Source organism: Desulfovirgula thermocuniculi DSM 16036, from assembly GCF_000429345.1.
Taxonomy (GTDB): domain Bacteria; phylum Bacillota; class Desulfotomaculia; order Desulfotomaculales; family Desulfovirgulaceae; genus Desulfovirgula; species Desulfovirgula thermocuniculi.
On record NZ_AUBR01000029.1, the window covers coordinates 1 to 16,703 of the forward strand.

Here is a 16,703-nt window from a genome sequence, read left to right on the forward strand (position 1 = left end):
TGGCGAAGCTTTGGGGAATCGGCACCGCTTCCGACGCCGGCGGCAGCCCCCAGGCAAAGTGCTGGTAGGGGAGCAGGCGGGAAGTCCAGGTGGAGGGAGCGGTGATGCGCGGCACGGCCAGCGGGTGGGCAAGGGCCGGGCCGGTGCCGAACAGCTTCTGGAAGACGATATTGTTTCCGATATGGTCCTCGTGGTGGTGGGTGTTGATGACGGTGCGCACGGGATAGGAGGCAAAAACTTCGGGGATCTCTTCCGCCACGTGCGCCGGGCCGCTGTCAATGAGCACCCCGTCCACATAGTAGCAGGCCATCGTGTAAACCGGCCTGCCTTCGTGGAGGCGGGCCATGGTAAACCGGATGACGGGACCGAACTCGCTGACGCTAATCATTTTTGGCCCTCCTTTTGACTTGCGGGTAGTGTAAATTGAAAAAACCACACATCCCAGTGGGATCGGGATGCTTGTGGATCAATTTATTGCACGGCTTCCACCCCCGCAATTCGCCCTGGCGATGTACCCCCTCGTGTCTCTCGAGATGCCGCGTACCACCTTTCCCCAAGCCTTTTCCCCCTCCACCTGCCCGGGTGTGGAGGTTGCCGTGCTCCGAGACAGGATCCTCCAGCCCTCGCGGTGAGTTGCTTTCAGGCTCTCCGCGCCGCACGCTCGTCGTGGCTTGTGCAGCAAAACTCCAACGGCCCAGCACAGGTTACCCGAATCTCCCAGAGTGGCTTCCTGTAACAGTCTCTTGCCTTAAATTTTCCGGATGGCTTGGGAAAGATTAATTTTGCAAAGGTTCTTAATGAATGAGTGGTCATTCACTTGTGTGGACAATATAATCACTCTTGCAAACGCCGCCGCGTTTCCCAAAAAACGGGTTTTACAACCCGGCCGACCGCGGTCAAACAACACGAGCGCCCAGCACCACTTCCGGGTTTCGGTACAGTCGAGGAGAGAGGTTTCGTCTACCATTCTACCTGCAGGCCGCCTGAAGTCCCCAAAGGAAACGCCGTGCCGCCGCAGTATCCTTGTTACCTGGAACCGCCGCCAAATGGCGGCCGGATACCCTTCTTCAAGAGACTTAACTGACAGATGCTCGGACTCGAACAAGCCTTTTCCCTTGCCACAGAAGCTCTCATCTGCCTCAAAACGTATCGCGGGGCGCATGTTCAACAACTCCACCTCTCCCCACTTCCCCAAGCCCGAAGGAAGAAACCCGGGTCTACGAGGCGACCACCGCTACACCTAGCACTGCAACCCCAGTAGAGGGGGGCTTACACTCCGAGCCCTCCATTTAGCCGCCTACCTCTGCCCAAGCGCTGCCTTCCACAGCCTCACCGCCAGCTTCTCGATGTAGTCCCTGTTCTCCAGTTTCGCTACCCACTTCACAGGGATGGCCTCAATCACAAGCCATGCGCCCGAAATAGCGCCGTTCATGCTGGCAATAGTGTCGGCATCCCCGCCCAAGCTCGCCGCTTCAGCCACCGCTTCCTCAAAAGAGCCGGGGTGCCGTAGGACACAGCAGATTGCCGCGGGCACCGAGTTGAAGGCTTCAATGCCGTTGCCCAAGCGGACGGCCACCTCAGCCGAGTCATCGGCGTCCAGAAGATCTTTCGTTTTCTCCAGTTTACCCCGGTAGACCTGTTCGGTGACGAAGACTTTCAGCCTGTCCAGGAAATCCTCGGGGGAACCGGACGGCCCGCAAACTACGGCCAGAGCCACGGCAAACGCCTGCAGGGCGGCCCCTTCCTTCCCCAGGGAATGGGCATGGGTGATCTGGGCCGACAGAAAGGCCACTTCCCGCAGCTTCGCAGGGTCGCGGTAGTAGAAAAGCCCCCTAGGGCAATCCGCATTGCTGCCCCGTTGCCGAAGGAGCCTCCGGGATAGATTTCCTCTGCCGCCCGGTCCCACGGCGTGCCCAACTTTATTCTCTGGAACACCCGCGGCGGACCCAGACCGTAGCCCCGCCAAGGCTCTCGTTCGAAGTTTCGGAGGAAAGTACCGGCCAGGTGGCTGCCGTCGAAACCGCGCCAGACCATGAGGGATTCGGCCACGCCAATCGCCATGTGGGTGTCGTCGGTGTAGCGCAGGATTTGCCTTCTCTCCGCGGCGGCGAAAACTTCCTTCTTATCCACCGGCCCTGCGCCCTCGAAAGGCGCGCCCAGGGCGTCCCCCAGGGCCAGCCCCACGAGGCAGCCACGGAACTTTATCTTCAGGGCGTCCCATCCCGGCCCGGTCGCCAAAATAACCTCCTCCTCCTTTCCGTCCAGCCGCAAGCGCGAACTCACACGTTCGTCGGCCCCTCTCATCCTGCGTTGGAGAACTGGCTCCAGATTTTTCCTACCAGTTCTTCTACCGCTTTTCTCGATGCGTTCTTTGCCACCTTAAGCGCATTATATAAACTGTATCCTGCCATGCGAGCCCCTGCTGCAAAACTCCCTGCTTCCAGCGTCGCCCTGAGCAACCGTGTTGCCTCATCTCCCAGGGTGACCTCTACTAGCTCCTTATCGGGCAGTATTCCCAGGTACGGCTGGCCTGCCAGCCAGGATATCACCGCGCATAGGGCCGGGTCATTAGGAACCTTGAGGACGCGGATACCTCTTTTCCGGCATTCCATCCTGACCAGGTCTTCTCTAGCCCGCTGGTTAACGCCGCATTTTCCAAGCTGGGCTACTATAGCCTGCTTTTCGCTTCTGAAAAGCACTTTTTTGTCTTTCAGGAACTCCTCTAATTGCTCCCTTGCCCTAGAAAACGATTCCGCACGGTGTTTCTTCCCTGCAGTGGGCAGGTTACTCAACCCTGCTGCTTCTACAGCGACTGAAAAAGACCCAAATAATCTTTCTATTGTACCTTTAGGAGGACAACCTGCTGCTCTCCCAACCATGCCAATCAAGTCCGCCGCTGTTGGTCGTGCGCCGCCGAGGGCTTCCGAGAGGTTTCTGAGCGCCGTCAGGCACTCTTCTTTCGTCCATTCTCTCCTCTTCTTGGGCACCACCGATGCGCCTCTTCTTCAAAAGGGCTTTGGTACATATTTTGGCTCAATCCGTGATTTTTTCCTGCATCTCGGCAGGAACAACCCGCACGCCCGGGCCTCCGGATCACCGCAGGAAAGCACCTCCGCTAGGCCCTCCTTCCCCGCTTCTTCCAGCACTTCGACGGCGTGCAGCTTTTCCGGAACCGCCTTCTCCAGGCAGCGTCAGCCCCACGCCCGCCGCCCCGATGGTGCCCACGAAGAGCCTGCACTCCGGACTGTTCTGGAACCTCTCCACCGCAGCCTGCCTCTCCGCCGCACCGCTCTCCCCGGTGAGCACCACGCTGCCCCTGTACTTCCTGCCCAGGTACTCCGCCACCCTGCGGTGGTGCGCAAAGAGCACCAGCTTCTTCCCGCTCTCGAGGAAGTTGTCTACCCACTCTTCCACTGCCGGCATCTTCAGCTTCGCCGCCACCAGCTTCAAGTAGGACACCTTCGCCAGCGCCTCCGCCCGCAGGGCGGACCGCACCTGCTCCCTCGAGAGCTCCCCTTCCCTCACCTTCTCCAGGAGCCAGGCCCGGAAGCTCTCCTCCGCCTTCCTGTACTCTGCCGGGTCGGAGAGTTCGACCGGGACCACCACCGTTCGCTTCGGCGGCAGCTCCTCCAGGACGTCTTCCTTCAGCCGCCGTATCATCACCGTGCTCCGCAGGCGCTCGTTCAGCTCGTCGAGGTTCGACGCACCGGAGAAGTCCCAAACGACCTTCTCCACGCCGCCGCGCGCCACTATCGTCTTCCTGTGGCCCCCGCAGTAGCGTATCCCGTACTTTATGAAGTCCGGGAACTCCCCCGGGGCCAGGAGCTTCAGCTGCGTGTACAGGTCTACCGGCCTGTTCAGGATAGGCGTCCCGGTCAGGCAGATGACCGCCTCCGCCCTCCCGGCCACCTCGAGTGCCGCCTTCGTCCGCTTCGCCGTCCTGTTCTTGATGTAGTGGCTCTCGTCCAGTACGACGGCCTTCACTCTCCCTTTCAAAACCGGGACCCAGGCGTGCAGGACGTCGTAGTTGATTACCAGGATGGGCGCCGACACCTCGCAGGTCCTCTCGCCCTCCAGGACCTGCACGCGGTTCTCCGGACACTCCTCCAGGAACTTTTCCGCCTCCCTGCGCCAGTTGAGCTTCAGCGACGCCGGACAAACGATCAGCGCGGGCCTCAAGTCCTTCCTGGCCTGTAAAAACGCCAGCGCCTGCAGCGTCTTCCCTAACCCGGGTTCGTCCGCTATCAGTACCCTCTTCCGCTCCAGCGCGAACTTTACCCCGGCTTTCTGGTAGCCGTACAGCTTTGCCCGCAGACCCGGCACCTCGAGGTCCGCCTCCGTCGCCGACGAACCCTCTACCCTCTCCCTCAGGCTCCCCAGGAGGGATTCGGCTTCCTGCGTGAACGCAAAACCGGCCTCCCTCAGCTTCTCGGACACCTTCGTGGAAGGCCGGAGGTGCCACTTCTTGCCCCGCGGGTCGAAGGTGCCCCCGAGCCTCTTGACCAGGCTGACCAGGTCGGCGTCGTAAGGGAACTTCACGGCCAGCCTGTCGCCTTCGGCGTCCACGACTTTCCCCGCAAGGACGGGTAAGTCGCCGGAGAGGACCGCCGCCAGCCTCGGGCTCACCGAAAACCCGTACCTCACCACGATGTCCCTTGCGTCCGCGCACAGAGGCAGGTGCCAGCACCTCATGACGCCGTTGTAGTACGCCCCCGGCACCTTCTTGGCCAGCGCGTTCAGCTCGTCGTAACCGAAGAAGAGGACCACCCTGCCGTTCAACAGGTCCGCGGTCCTCGACGCGGAAAAAAGGTTCCTCTCCACTTCCGGCCACCTCAAAAAAGAAAAGGTCCGCACTCTGTGCGGGCCGAGTTAAACGCGCGTTTAATTTTGTTGCAGCGACATGGGCTCTATCGGCACGCCAATGCTGTGGCCGCCGCCCAGGACCAGGGAAACGGTGGGCTTGGAGAGGCTGGCAATCATCTCGGCAATGGCCAGCCCGGCTTCCACGTCCCCGCCCACTGTGTTTAGGATGACCAGCACGCCCTCGATTTCCGGGCTCTGCTCCAGCGCCACCAGCTGGGGGATAACGTGCTCGTACTTGGTGGTCTTGTTCTGCGGCGGCAGCACCAGGTGGCCCTCGATTTGCCCTACAATGGTCAGGCAGTGAATGTTACTCTTGACCTCCGGAACGGGGCTCGAGCCCATCTCCCTGATGGACGCGGCCACCTGTTCCTTGCTGGCCCCCTGCACGCGCCGGTGGGGCTCTTGCTCTTCCTGGGAAATGCAGGGGTACTCCCCCTCATGCCCCCACACGCACCGGTTGGGCTCAAAGGACATAGGCTCCCCCTCTCATCAGCCCGTGTTTCCTTTACTTTAGTATGGTTGCCGCGCAAAGAAAAATACACGGGCCCCGGGGGCCCGCGCGTTAACTGTTAAGCTCGCCGTGCAAAAGAACACCATCACCCGGAGACGAGCATCCTGCCCAGCTCAAAGGCGCGCGCCCGCAGCTGGGAGTCGCCGGCAGCCTTTTGGGGATCGTTTGCCCCGGCGCATACAATGGTGGCGGCAACCTCAAGCCCCAGCAGTTTTAAGCCGCCGGCCAGGTAATCAAAATACTCCTTAAAGGCCTTGGCCTGGGGGTTTCCCAGGGAGTACACCAGAGCGACCTTTTTTACCCCGTAGCGCGGCTTAAAGTCCGGGCCGATGATGGAGAAAAGGCGGAACATTAACCCATAACGGAAGGGCTGTCCAGCGCTGGGAACGGGCCTTAGTAAGACCCTTTCGCCAAACGCCCCTTAGACCGCGGCCACGGGAAACCCCGCACCGCTTCCGCCTGCATTCACCGGCTCCTGCGGGTTCTAACGCCCGTGACGGGCACACAAAGTGCACGGGCCCTTTCCTGGGCCCGTGCACGCCGAAATGCGCGCTCTTATACCTCTACAATGATGGGCAGGATCATGGGTCTCCGCCGGGTCCTTTCGTAGAGAAACTTGCCCAGCACGTCCCTTACCTGGGCCTTGATGGAGGCCCACTCGGACAAATCGCGCTTCCCGCACCTGTCCAGGGCCTCCCGCACCTTCTGCCGGGCCTCCTCCATGAGCTGCTCGGATTCCCGCACGTAGACAAAGCCTCGCGAGACAATGTCCGGACCGGCCACCAGCTGCCCCAACTCGCGGCTGACGGTAATGACCACAATGAGGATGCCGTCTTGGGAAAGCTGCCGGCGGTCCCGCAGCACGATGTTGCCCACATCCCCCACGCCCAGGCCGTCCACCAGCACGCGCCCGGCGGTAACGCGCCCGGCAATGCGCCCCGTGCGCCGGGTAAATTCCAGGACCTGGCCGTTTTCGGCCACAAAGATGTTTTCCGGTGGCAGGCCCATGCTGCGGGCCAGCTCCGCGTGCTTAATTAACATGCGGTACTCGCCATGGATGGGCACAAAGAAGCGCGGCTTCACCAGGTTAATCATGAGCTTTAGCTCTTCCTGGCTGGGGTGACCGCTGACGTGGATGCCGGAAACAGCCTCGTAAATGACGTGGGCCCCCTGCTTGAAAAGCTGGTCGATGATCCTGGCCACCATTTTTTCGTTGCCCGGTATGGGCGTGGCGGAGATGATAATGGTGTCCCCCGGATAGACCTCCATCTGGCGGTGGTCCCCGAGGGCCATGCGGCTCAACGCCGACATGGGCTCGCCCTGGCTGCCCGTGCAGAGAATCACCACCTTGTTCCTGGGCAGCCGGTTGGCCTCTTCCAGCTCCACGAGGGTACCCTCGGGAATATGGATGTAGCCCAGTTCGTGGGCAATGTTGACCACGTTAATCATGCTGCGCCCCACCACCGCCACCTTGCGGTCGTAGCGGTGGGCTATGGTAATGGCCTGCTGCAGGCGGTGGATGTTGGAAGCAAAGGTGGCAATAATAATGCGCTCCCGGGCCTGGCGGAAGGCCTCATCAAAGGTGTTGCCGACCATGCGCTCGGACATGGTGTAGCCGGGCCGCTCTACGTTGGTACTGTCGGAAAGCAGCACCAGCACGCCCCTTTCCCCCAGCTGGGCCAGCCGGAAAAAGTCCGTAAGCTCGCCGTCTACGGGCGTGTGGTCGATCTTGAAATCCCCGGTGTGCACCACCACCCCTAACGGCGTATGCACGGCTAGGGCCACCGCATCGGGTATGCTGTGGGAAACCCGGATGAACTCCACCCTAAAAGGCCCCACGGTTACCGTGTCCCGGGGCTTGACCACCCTCAGGTCGGCCTCACCCCCTATGCCGTGCTCCTTTAGCTTGGACTGCACCAGGGCAAGGGTAAGCTTCGTGCCGTATACGGGCACGTGAAGGTGCTTGAGCACGTAGGGGAGGGCCCCGATATGGTCCTCGTGCCCGTGGGTGAGCATAATTCCCAGGACGTTATCCCTGTTCTCCAGGAGGTAAGTGATATCGGGGATGACCACGTCTATCCCCAGCATTTCCTCTTCGGGAAACATGAGCCCGCAGTCAATAACCAAAATGCTCTCCCCATACTTTACGGCCATCATGTTTTTGCCTATTTCCCCCAGCCCCCCCAGGGGGATGATGGCCAGCTTGGGTTCCTTGGCCAAGTAAACACCTCCTTTCCCTGCCGTGATGAGAAAAAGCCGTTCCTTTTATGCCCGATGGTTATTATAGCATGCGGGGCTTTGCCCCGCGAAAGCGAAAAATGAGGGAAGCAAGTCCCTCATTGCGACCTTAAAACAGGCGTTCCGGCGGGAAACCAAATACAGCCCTTTAAATCAGCTTCAAGCTTGCCAGGGTATTCTTAATGGCCTCTTTTTCCTGCGGGTTGGCCTCCACCAGAGGCAGCCGGTGCCCGCCCACCTGGTGGCCCAGGAGGTTAAGGGCGGCTTTCACCGGCACGGGGTTGGTGGTAATGAACATTACCTTAAACAGGGGATACAGCTCGAGGTGGATCTGCATGGCCAGGGTGGTGTTGCCGGCGGTAAAGGCATTGATCATCTCCTTCATGCGCGGGCCCACCACATGGGAGCAGACGCTCACCACGCCCTTTGCTCCCAGGGCCATCATGGGCAGGGTCAGGGAGTCGTCCCCGCTGTAGATGGCAAAGTGATCAGGCAGCAGCCGGCGCAGCTCGCTCACTTGGTCCATGTTCCCCGAGGCTTCCTTTATGGCCACGATGTTTTCTATTTGCGCCAGCCTGGCCACCGTCTGGGGGAGAAGGTTGACGGAGGTGCGCCCGGGAATGTTGTAAAGCATTACCGGCAAGTTCGTGCTCGTGGCCACGGCCTTGAAGTGCTCGTAGAGACCTTCCTGGGAGGGCTTGTTGTAGTACGGGGCCACCAGCATCACCCCGTCCACGCCCACCTTCTCTGCCGCCTGGGTGAGGGCAATGCTTTCGGCCGTGCTGTAGCTTCCCGTGCCGGCTATAACCGTAGCCTGCCCCCCTACCTCCTCCACCACCGCGCGGAAAAGCTCTACCTTCTCCTCCTTGGAAAGGGTGGGTGATTCCCCGGTGGTGCCGCACACCACCAGACCGTCGGAACCGTTCTGCACCAGGTAGCGGGCCAGCTTCCTGGCCTGCTGGTAATCAACCGCCAGGTCTTTGGTAAAGGGGGTTACCATGGCGGTGAGAAGTCGCCCAAAGTCAACGGCCAAAACCCTCACCTTCCTTCCTTAAAAGAAAAGCTCACTTTATAAACTGGCGGTGCAACGCCCTCACGGCCCTCTCCATGTCATCCTGCCTGACAAGCACCCAGATGGTGGTGTAGGAGTCGTTACACTGCAGGATGGGGATGCCCTCTTTGCTCAAGGCATCCACAATGGCCGCCATGACACCCGGCACGCCGGTCATGCCAGCACCCACTGCCGCCACCTTGGCGCAGCTCGGCGTTATTTCGGGCGTAAATCCGGTGTTTTCCAAAACCTGGGCTGTTTTCTCGGCCACCTCCTCCTTAACGGTAAAAACAACCTGGTGGGGGAAAACGTTGATGAAGTCCAGGCTAATACCCGCCAGGGCCAGGGCCTTGAAAAGCCGCCGCTGCTGTTTTAAGCCGTCGGGCCCGGCGTCAAAGTGTACCTTGAACTGCACGAGGTGCGAGATATGGGTAATGCCGGTGATGAGGCGGTCGCGGGTGATGTCGATGGAGCCCTTGTAAACCTCGCCGGTGGTGGTGACCAGCGTCCCCGGCAGGTCGTTGAAGGTAGACCTCACCCGCATGGGAATGTTTCTCTGCATGACGATTTCCACCGCCCGGGGGTGCACAACCTTGGCCCCCTCGTGGGCCAGGTGGCAGAGCTCGTCGTATGTGACCTTCTCCCTGATCACGGCGTCGTCCACGATCCGCGGGTCGGCGGTCATAATGCCGTCCACGTCGGTATAGATGTCCACGTACTCCGCGTTGAGGGCCACGCCCAGGGCCGCCGCCGTGGTATCGCTGCCGCCGCGGCCCAGGGTGGTGATCTCCCCTTCCTCGCTTATGCCCTGAAAGCCGGCCACTACCACAATCTTGCCCTCACGGGCGTGTTTTAAAATGGCTTCCGGCTTGACCTTTAAAATGCGCGCTTCGGTAAAGCTGTTATCGGTAATGATGCCGGCCTGGGCCCCGGTGAGGAAGACAGCCGGGTGCCCCATCTTTTCCAGCGTGGCCACCATCACCACGCCGGAAATGATCTCCCCGCAGGACATGAGAAGGTCTAGTTCCCGGGGCGAAACGTGGCGGTTGATCTGGCGCACCAGGTTGATGAGGGTGTCGGTGGCGTAGGGGTCGCCGTTTCTCCCCATGGCCGAAACGACCACCACCGGCGTGTAACCCTCTTCCTTGGCGGCGATAATTTTGGCCGCCACCCGCTCCCGGCCCTCCGGGGTGGCTACGGAAGTGCCGCCGAATTTTTGCACCAGAAACCTCACGGCTACTTCACCCGCAGGCAGCGGTACTCCAGCAGGAGTTCGGCAATTTGCACGGCATTGGTGGCCGCCCCTTTCCGCAGCTGGTCCGCCACCACCCAGAAGTTCAGGCCCCTCTCCAGGGAGTTGTCTTCGCGGATGCGGCCCACAAAGACCTCGTCCCTGTGGGCGCAGTAGAGGGGCATGGGGTACTCCTTCTGGGCCGGGTTATCCATGACCACAATGCCCGGAAAAGCGGCCAGGACCTCCCTCGCCCTCTGCGCGCTGATCTTCTCTTCCGTCTCCACGTTGATCGCCTCGGAGTGGCAGCGGTAAACGGGAACCCTGACGGTAGTGGCCGTAACGGCCAGCCGCTCGTCGTGCAGGATCTTGCGCGTTTCCCTAACCATTTTCCATTCTTCTTTAGTATAATCCATCTCCTGGAACACATCAATGTGCGGGATGAGGTTAAAGGCAATCTGGTAGGGGAAAACCTTAGGGGGATACTCGCCCCCTTCCAAAACGGCCTTTGTCTGGGCGGTCAGCTCTTCAATGGCCTCCAGACCGGCGCCGGATACCGCCTGGTAGGTGGAAACGACCACCCTCTTCACGCCGGCCACATCCTTGATGGCCTTTAACGGCACCACCATGATGATGGTGGAGCAGTTGGGGTTGGCAATGATGCCCCGGTGCCACTTCACGTCCTCCGGGTTGACCTCCGGCACCACCAGCGGCACCTGGGGGTCCAGGCGGAAATGGCTGCTGTTGTCGATAACCACGCAGCCTTTCTCCACGGCTGCGGGCCCGAACTCCTTGCTGGCCGCCCCGCCGGCAAAGAGGGCAATGTCCATGCCCTCAAATACCTCCGGCGTGGTTTCCTCCACCGTATGGGTTTGCCCCCTGAAAACCACCTGCTTTCCCGCCGAGCGGGCCGTCGCGCAAAGGCGCAGTTCCCCCACGGGGAAATTTCTCTCTTCCAGAACCTTTAAGATCTCCCGACCCACGGCGCCTGTAGCGCCTACCACCACCACATTGTACAAAAGGCCACTCCTCCCTTCACGCCTAAAAAAACTAGCCCGCCAGGCAATCCGGGCCTCTCCGTGGATGCTCTTTTAAGAAAAAATTATAACGCTTCTTTGCCGGGAAAACTAGCCCAAAGATATGAGCACGGGCTGAATTTGCTTCCCCTGCAGGGCACAAAGCACCGTATCCAGGATGAGGTCCATCTTGGCCTTTAGGGAGTTGGGCTTTTCCTGCGGGTTGTCCTGGCCAAAAGGCACCAGGTAGATGTTCTTGGTGTTTAAAAGGAGTCCCAGGTTTTTGGCGTTCATGCCCAGCCCGTCGTTGGTGGAGATGGCCAGCACCACCGGGCGCAGGTTGCGCAGGTGGGCTTTTACGGCCATGAGCACCGGCCCGTCGGTAATGCCGTTGGCCAGCTTGGCCAGGGTATTCCCCGTACAGGGAGCGACTACCACCACGTCGAAAAGCTTGCCGGGGCCAATGGGCTCCGCCCCGACGATGGTGTTTATGGGCAGGCGCCCGGTTATCCCTTCCAGCAAGGTTTTCCACTTGCTGGCAGGCCCGTACTTCGTATCCGTGGAGTCCACAGAGGAACTGATAATGGGGTAAACCTCGGCCCCCTCCTTAACCAGCCTTTCTACCTCCACCATTACCTCATCAAGGGTACAGTGGGAACCCGTGAGGGCAAAACCAACGCGTACGCCCTGCAAACGCATGACCAGCACCTCCGGCCAACCCCTAGAGGGCCAGCAAATCGGCCAGCAGCCTGGGAACCACCCGGGCCAGGATCTCCCCCGCCGTGCGCGGCGCCACCTTCCCGGGCAGCCCGGGCAGCAGCCGGGCTTTGAGGCCCAGCCGGCGGGCGGCCTCAAAATCGGTGCCCCCAGGAGAGGAGGCCAGGTCTAAAATGAGGGTATCGGGCCGCGCGTGGCGGAGAACCTGCTCGTCAAGCACCAGGGCGGGAACGGTATTGAAGATGACATCGGCCTGGTCAACAACGCCGGGGAGTTCGGCAAAGCTGGCCGTATCCAGGCCCATTTCAAAGGCCCTGGCCAGCTGGGCGGGGTTACGGGCTACCACCAGGGTACGGGCACCCAAAGCGTGAAGCATCCTGGCCAAAGTCATGCCCGTGCGGCCAAACCCCAGGACCGCACAGCGGCTACCGTGAATGGTAATGGGGAGGCTCTCCATGGCCGCCTGGATGGCGCCCTCGGCGGAGGGAATGGAGTTTAAGATGGCCACCTCATCCATCTCCATTAATTCCACCAGCCGCACTCCCGCGCGCTCGGCCATCTCCCGCAGGCTTGGCCTGGCCACGCCCACCAGCACCGGGGAACCGGGGGGCAAGAGGCACAGGTGATCGGGGAGGAGAACCTGCGGCTGCTCCATAAAGTCCCCGTAGATCCTGCCTTCCTCGTCTATGCCGCGCACGGGCAGGATTAAAGCCCTGGCCCCCGCCACGGCAGGGGCAATATCGGCAAAGGTTTCGATCCCTTCCCCCTCCACCGGCAGGCCGACTGCCCTAACCGCCGCTCCCAGCGCCGCCAGCCTTGCGGCGAGGATCTTTTCCCTGGCATCGCCGCCCACCAGAGCCACCGCTACCCCCTGCAGGCTTGGCTGCATGGCCGGCTAACCCTCCCTGGAGTCTGTTTACCTCCAATATATGAACGCCCCGGGGAGGGAGGTGCCTGGTCACGGCCTCACTCGAAAACAAGCTTGTCCAGCCCGTAAACCAGCCCCTCGAGCTCCATCACCCGGCGTATGGCCAGCAGCACGCCCGGCACGAACGATTCCCGGGAGAGGGAATCGTGGCGGATGGTCAGCGTCTGGCCGAGCCCTCCAAAAATGACCTCCTGGTGGGCCACCAGGCCGGGCAGGCGCACGCTGTGCAGGCGGATGCCGCCGTCAAAACAGGCGCCCCGGGCACCGGGTATCTTTTCCACCTCCGCAGGCAGGCCCTGCCGGAAATCCCCCCGGGCGGCGGCAACAACCTCCGCCGTCTTCAGGGCCGTTCCCGAGGGAGCATCGAGCTTCTGATCGTGGTGCAGCTCGATGATTTCCACATGGGGGAAGAACTTGGCCGCTTCGGCCGCAAAGCGAATGAGCAGCACCGCGCCGAGGGCAAAGTTAGGGGCCACCACGCAACCCACCCTTTGCTTTTCGGCCAGGGCGCGGATCTCCTCCAGCTCCGCGCCGCTCATGCCGGTTGTACCCACCACGGCGCGCACCCCGTTGCGGAGGGCTTTTTTAACGTTATCGGCCACGGCATCGGGGGTGGTAAAGTCGACCATTACGTGCGGCGCAACGCGGTGAAGCACCTCCTCCAGGTCCCGCTGCAGGGTGATGCCGACTTCCGACCCTCCCCAGAGGAGGCCCACATCCTGGCCCTCCCCCCGCACGTCCACGGCTCCTGCCAGGACCATATCCTCGGCCTGCCAGACGGCCCTGGAAACCACCCGGCCCATGCGGCCTCCGGCCCCTACCACGACTACCTTTATCAAGGCCAGCCCCTCCTACCGAAAAAAATAATCCGCATATTAAGACTAATTTTCTTCTACGGCCCGCATGGATATCCCTTCCACCGCTTAAAAACGGCGCGGGACGGCATGCGCCTGCTCCAGGTCAACAATAATGAACTCGGCGCCTATCTTACGCACCGCCTCCCAGGGAATGACCAGCTGCTGCCGGTCCAGCCAGAAGCCAATCGGTCCGCCGCGCCGGGGCAGGATAATGGCCTGTATCTGGCCCGTTTCCGTGTCGATCACCACATCGCTCTCGCCCACCACGCCCAGGCGGCTGCCATCGTAAAGATTAACAATTTCCTTGCCCGCCAGCTCGTTTAAGCGCAAGGCCCCTTCACCTCCGCACGAACTGCCAGAACCTTACAATAAAGGGCTGGACAACGGCCAGGGCAATAGAGAGGGCCGCCAGAGGCTCAACCTGCACGCCCCACACCCTAACCCTCTCCGGCACCTCCAGGCCCAGAAAGGTAAACAGCAACACTAGGGAAAGGTAGATGCCCCCTGCCGTACCCACCAGGCCGGCCAGGGCCTGGGAAAGGGGCGAAGGACGGCTTATTTCCGCCACATCCCAGCCCTGGCTCCTCAAGGCGCTCATCCTCATTCTCTCCCGCAGGGAGAAAAAAAGAAGGAGGGCCAGCAAAAGAAGCAGGAGATAGGGCGCCAAAAAAACCACCCCCGCTAGCATTATACGGGGGTGGGACAAGGTTTAGAACTAGGCGCAAAAGGCCTCCAGGATACTCCGGTCGTCCCACGGCCCAACGGTGGCCGCGGCAAAGCACTCGGGCCTGAGCATTTCCTGCGCCAGCCCCTGCACGTCCTCGGCGGTAATCCGTTCTATGCGGGCCACCACCTCTTCCGGCGGGACAACCTCCCCCAGGTAGAGCTGGGACTTGGCTAGGCGGCTCATTCTGGTGGTGACGCTCTCCAGGCTGAGCCACAGGTTGCCGATGAGCTGGTCCTTGGCGCGCTTGAGCTCCGCGGGCTTAAGGCCGTTCTCGCGGATATCCCGGATCTCCCTGGAGATCAGCTCCAGCACCGCCGGCACGTTCTGGCGGCTCAGGCCCGCATAGATGCAGAAGAGCCCCGCATCGTGGTAAGAGCTGTGGTAGGAATAAACGGAATAAACCAGGCCCCTCTGCTCTCTTATCTCCTGGAAGAGGCGGGAGCTGATGCCGCCGCCCAAAACGGTATTAATTACCTGGAAAACGTAAACCCTCTCGTTGCTCAGCGGCAGGCCCGGCGTTCCCACGCACAGGTGTACCTGCTCGGTATCCTTTACGCGGCAGGTGACCTGCCTGTGGGGTGAGGGCCGCACCAGCCGGCGGTCCGCCTGCTCCCCCTGTAGCGGCTCAAAAACGGCCCGCAGCTTTTCCAGCACCCGGGCAGGGTCGATGTTTCCGGCCACCGCCACTACCATATTCTGGGGGCAGTAGTGCCGGCGGTAGTAGTTAAGGATCTCCTGGCGGGTGAGCCGCCCGATTACCTCCGCCGTGCCGATGATGGGCCGCCCCAGGGAGTGCCCCTGCCAGATGGTGGTGGCAAAGACGTCGTGCACGAGCTCATCCGGGGCGTCCTCGTACATCTTTATTTCCTCGATAATGACGTTTTTTTCCCGCTCTATATCCTCTGCGGCAAAGCGGGAGTGGAAGAGCATGTCCTCCAGTACGTCAATGGCCAGGTCGAGGTGCTCGTCCAGGACGCGGGCGTAATAGCAGGTATATTCCTTGGTGGTAAAGGCGTTGAGCTGTCCCCCTACGGCGTCCAGGGCCTCGGCTATTTCCCTGGCCGTGCGTCTGGCTGTGCCCTTGAACATCATGTGCTCGATGAAATGGGAAACCCCTGCCACCGCCGGGCTTTCATCCCGGGAGCCCACGTTAACCCAAATGCCCAGCACCACCGAGCGCACATGGGGAATGCTCTCGGTGAGAATGGTTACCCCGTTGTCCAGCTTCACTGCCTGGTACAAATGCCCTGCACCCCCATCCTAGAAAAGACGTGCCTAGTTTCAATTCGCTGCCGCCGCCCAAAATCCTTTATCCCCTCCCACCACAACCGGTAAAAAGGCTTTTTCTTCACCTGGGAGGCGGTGAGGAGCAGGGCCCGCGCCACCGGCTGGCCTCCAACCCATACCTCCAGGTGGCCGGCAGGCATCTTGGGAGGCACCGGGGCCACCAAACCGCCCGGGGAGAACACTCTCTTCTCTGCACCTGCGCCACCCCGCGCGGGAAGCACGGCTTTCAGCGTGCGGGCGCTTACCAGGGAGACGCGCGGCGCCACCCCGAAAGATACCTCGGCCTGCCCGCAAACCTGGCCGGCCTCCACCACGGTGTCTTCCTTGAAGGCCCCGAAACCGTAATTAAGCAGGGCAACCGTATCACCGTAGCGATCCTCGCTGTGCAGTACCACGCTGATGAGCCGCCGGCCCCCGCAGCTGGCCGAGGCTACCAGGCACTGGCCGGCTTCACCGGTGGTACCCGTCTTTACTCCGTCGGCCCCGGGGTAGCTCCAGAGAAGGCGGTTGGTGTTGTGGAGGTGGTACACGCCCCAGGGCGGGCAGGTAAAGGCGTGGTAGCGGGTGGAAACGATTTCCCTAAACGCGGGATTGGAAAGGGCGTACCTGGCCAGAAGGGCCAGGTCGTAGGCCGTAGAAACATGCCCCGGGGCGGGCAGGCCGTGGGGGTTGCGAAAGGAAGTCCTGGTGGCTCCCAGCTCCCTGGCCTTGCCGTTCATCAGCCACACGAAGTTTTCTTCGCTACCGGCCAGGTGCTCGGCAATGGCCACGCAGGCGTCGTTCCCGGAACACAGGAGTGCCCCGTATACCAGCTGGCGCAAGGTAAGGCGCTGATGGGGGAACAGGCCCATGCTGCTTTCGCCCACTGCTGCCGCCCGGGGGCTCACCGTAACCAACTGGTCCGGCACACCCCCCTCCAGGGCCAAAAGGGCGGTCAGGATCTTGGTGGTGCTGGCCGGCGGGCGCGGTTGGTGGGCGTTTTTGGCATAAAGGACCTGCCCGGTGCCGGCATCCATGAGCACGGCGGCATCAGCCGTGATACGCATGGGCCCGTCCCCCGCCAGGGCAGGAACACCAAACTCGCCCAGGTCCAGCATTACGGGGAGGGTTTCACCGCCGCCCGGGACGGCAGGGGAAGGAGGTGCCGCAACTGCCAGGGAGAAAAAGAGGAAGCAGGTGGTAAGGAGAAAAAGGCGGGAAGGCACATCGCTCACCTCAAATTTAAATCCTCCCCGCCTGGGCGCCGGATTATGTCCCTTGGCGCCGGCTCTCCCCAA

General features: G+C 61.4%; 16 protein-coding genes and 2 pseudogenes. All 18 read right to left on the reverse strand.

Annotated elements, in window-relative coordinates; translation table 11 throughout:
• Positions 1-388: MBL fold metallo-hydrolase (locus tag G454_RS0108115; protein ID WP_027718221.1), on the reverse strand; the 388-nt coding region annotated here is incomplete at its 3' end.
• 360 nt (positions 389-748) lie between these two features.
• Positions 749-1,177, reverse strand: coding sequence for a hypothetical protein (locus G454_RS0108120; protein ID WP_156896710.1), 429 nt, complete (start codon positions 1,175-1,177; stop codon positions 749-751).
• 120 nt (positions 1,178-1,297) lie between these two features.
• Positions 1,298-2,304: pseudogene (locus tag G454_RS22880) on the reverse strand (ADP-ribosylglycohydrolase family protein).
• On the reverse strand, positions 2,301-2,990 hold the full coding sequence (locus G454_RS0108135) for a homing endonuclease associated repeat-containing protein (RefSeq protein WP_027718225.1): 690 nt from the start codon (positions 2,988-2,990) through the stop codon (positions 2,301-2,303). The pseudogene G454_RS22880 and the gene G454_RS0108135 overlap by 4 nt, the downstream one beginning before the upstream one ends.
• A gap of 103 nt (positions 2,991-3,093) precedes the next feature.
• Complete coding sequence (locus G454_RS0108140) at positions 3,094-4,779, reverse strand: DEAD/DEAH box helicase (RefSeq protein WP_169719331.1); 1,686 nt, start codon at positions 4,777-4,779, stop codon at positions 3,094-3,096.
• 129 nt (positions 4,780-4,908) lie between these two features.
• Positions 4,909-5,205: pseudogene (locus G454_RS18335) on the reverse strand (ClpP family protease); the annotation flags it as partial.
• Between the two features lie 254 nt (positions 5,206-5,459).
• Entirely contained in the window at positions 5,460-5,726 is a 267-nt protein-coding gene (locus tag G454_RS18340) for a hypothetical protein (protein ID WP_051276096.1), read from the reverse strand.
• 203 nt (positions 5,727-5,929) lie between these two features.
• Positions 5,930-7,594 (reverse strand): ribonuclease J, encoded by a 1,665-nt coding sequence (locus tag G454_RS0108155; RefSeq protein WP_027718227.1) that lies wholly within the window; start codon positions 7,592-7,594, stop codon positions 5,930-5,932.
• Between the two features lie 166 nt (positions 7,595-7,760).
• A complete protein-coding gene (dapA, locus tag G454_RS0108160) occupies positions 7,761-8,645 on the reverse strand; it encodes a 4-hydroxy-tetrahydrodipicolinate synthase (RefSeq protein ID WP_027718228.1) in 885 nt (294 codons plus the stop codon).
• A 31-nt stretch (positions 8,646-8,676) separates the two neighbouring features.
• Positions 8,677-9,897, reverse strand: a complete 1,221-nt coding sequence (dapG, locus tag G454_RS0108165) for an aspartate kinase (RefSeq protein WP_027718229.1) — start codon at positions 9,895-9,897, stop codon at positions 8,677-8,679.
• A 2-nt stretch (positions 9,898-9,899) separates the two neighbouring features.
• A complete protein-coding gene (locus G454_RS0108170) occupies positions 9,900-10,913 on the reverse strand; it encodes an aspartate-semialdehyde dehydrogenase (RefSeq protein ID WP_027718230.1) in 1,014 nt (337 codons plus the stop codon).
• Between the two features lie 108 nt (positions 10,914-11,021).
• Entirely contained in the window at positions 11,022-11,609 is a 588-nt protein-coding gene (locus G454_RS0108175) for a dipicolinate synthase subunit B (RefSeq protein ID WP_027718231.1), read from the reverse strand.
• 22 nt (positions 11,610-11,631) lie between these two features.
• Positions 11,632-12,516: a dipicolinate synthase subunit DpsA gene (dpsA, locus tag G454_RS0108180; RefSeq protein ID WP_027718232.1), complete on the reverse strand. Its 885-nt coding sequence runs from the start codon at positions 12,514-12,516 to the stop codon at positions 11,632-11,634.
• Positions 12,517-12,593: 77 nt separating this feature from the next.
• Positions 12,594-13,394, reverse strand: a complete 801-nt coding sequence (gene dapB / locus G454_RS0108185; RefSeq protein WP_027718233.1) for a 4-hydroxy-tetrahydrodipicolinate reductase — start codon at positions 13,392-13,394, stop codon at positions 12,594-12,596.
• Between the two features lie 84 nt (positions 13,395-13,478).
• The gene (locus tag G454_RS0108190) at positions 13,479-13,742 is read right to left on the reverse strand and encodes a YlmC/YmxH family sporulation protein (protein ID WP_027718234.1); all 264 of its coding nucleotides are present in this window, start codon (positions 13,740-13,742) and stop codon (positions 13,479-13,481) included.
• 7 nt (positions 13,743-13,749) lie between these two features.
• Positions 13,750-14,079, reverse strand: a complete 330-nt coding sequence (locus G454_RS0108195) for a hypothetical protein (protein ID WP_027718235.1) — start codon at positions 14,077-14,079, stop codon at positions 13,750-13,752.
• Between the two features lie 48 nt (positions 14,080-14,127).
• Complete coding sequence (locus G454_RS0108200; RefSeq protein ID WP_027718236.1) at positions 14,128-15,381, reverse strand: M16 family metallopeptidase; 1,254 nt, start codon at positions 15,379-15,381, stop codon at positions 14,128-14,130.
• Complete coding sequence (locus G454_RS18345; RefSeq protein ID WP_211230013.1) at positions 15,366-16,640, reverse strand: D-alanyl-D-alanine carboxypeptidase family protein; 1,275 nt, start codon at positions 16,638-16,640, stop codon at positions 15,366-15,368. The genes G454_RS0108200 and G454_RS18345 overlap by 16 nt, the downstream gene beginning before the upstream one ends.
• Positions 16,641-16,703 lie beyond the last annotated feature (63 nt).